The sequence below is a fragment of the Microbacterium gubbeenense DSM 15944 genome (assembly GCF_000422745.1).
In the GTDB taxonomy this organism is placed as follows: Bacteria; Actinomycetota; Actinomycetes; order Actinomycetales; family Microbacteriaceae; genus Microbacterium; species Microbacterium gubbeenense.
Genome location: NZ_AUGQ01000070.1, coordinates 1 through 1,348 on the forward strand (window position 1 = coordinate 1; position 1,348 = coordinate 1,348).

The 1,348-nt window shown below is 68.8% G+C and carries 1 protein-coding gene; it reads right to left on the reverse strand.

Annotated features, from left to right (window positions below):
* Positions 1-3: 3 nt before the first annotated feature.
* Positions 4-1,317: an ISL3 family transposase gene (locus G510_RS0113350; RefSeq protein ID WP_029154012.1), complete on the reverse strand. Its 1,314-nt coding sequence runs from the start codon at positions 1,315-1,317 to the stop codon at positions 4-6.
* Positions 1,318-1,348 lie beyond the last annotated feature (31 nt).

The window sequence follows — 1,348 nt, forward strand, 5'->3', positions numbered from 1 at the left end:
GGCTCATCGTGTTTGAGGGTGTAGTAGCGGCCTGAACCCGCCGGTCTCGAGCAAGCTCCTCGCGATGTAGTGGGTCAGGTTCCTGAAGCCCAGGGCGGTGCCGCGGAGATGCTCGAGCCTGCCGTTGATCGCCTCGGACGGCCCATTGCTCGTGCCGGGATGGTCGAAGAACGCGAGGATGTCGCCCGCGCGCCGCTTGATCGTCCGCCCGAGGGTGATCAACTCGGGCAGATCCTGTGGGATGCCGCCGGCGAGCTGGGCGATGACGCGCGTGAAGATCTTCTTCCCCGTGCCCGGCTTCTTGTGCCGGTAGGCGGCGACGGCGCGCTGGTAGATGTCCCAGGTGACCTCGACGACGACGTGATCGGGATGCGCGTCGAACACCGCCTCGAGTTTCGCGAGCTGGTGTTGCTTCAACAGCCCGAGGCCGGTGCGCAGCAGCCGGCGACACCCGTAGAGCGGGTCGCCGGTTCGGCCGCGATGCCCGAGGGTCTCCTGCTGGACGCGCTGTCTGGTCTTGTCGAGCGCATCGCCGAACAGCTGAACGACATGGAAGGGATCCATCACGGCCGTCGCGTCGGGGATCTCTTCGCCGGCGGCCGTCTTGTAGCCGGTGAAGCCGTCCATCGCGACGACGCCGACGCCGTCGCGCCACTGTTTCGGGCGCCCGGCGAGCCAGGTCTTGAAGGCGTGCTTCGAGCGGCCCGGCACCATGTCGAGCAGCCGGGCGGGGCCGGTCTTCTCGCGGGCCGGGGTGAGGTCGATGATCACGGTCACGTATTTGTCGCCGAGGCGCGTGTGGCGCCAGACGTGCTCGTCGACGCCGATCGTCGTCACCCCGTCGAACCTGCGGGGGTTGTCGATCAGGACGCGCCGGCCCTCGACGAGGACGGCGTCGTTGGCGGCATGCCAGGACACGTCGAGGGACTCCGCGACCCGCGCGACAGGCAGGTGCTGGCAGACGACAGCCTCCAAGGCCCACCGGATCGCGGCGCGAGTGAGTTTCCCCCGCGGCTCGGCCGCCGCCGTGGTGTCCTCGCGCCAGATCGTCCCACAGTCGGAACACGCGAAGCGGCGGACGCGGACGAGGAGCGTCGTCGGCCGCCACCCCAGCGGGACATGCGCCAGCCGGCGGGCCTGTGTCCCGCGGGCGATGCCTTCGGCACCGCAACCGCGACAGAACGGGTCGCGGTCGGTGACGCGGCATTCGAGTACCGCCTTGTCAGGATCGATCTGCTGGCCCGTGACGGTGAGGCCGTGCTCATCGAGGAGGCAGAACGCAGACAGGTCAGGGGTGGCGAAGGTACCGTGGATCATCGTCGAGGTCTTCCTGATGGACAGCGTGAGA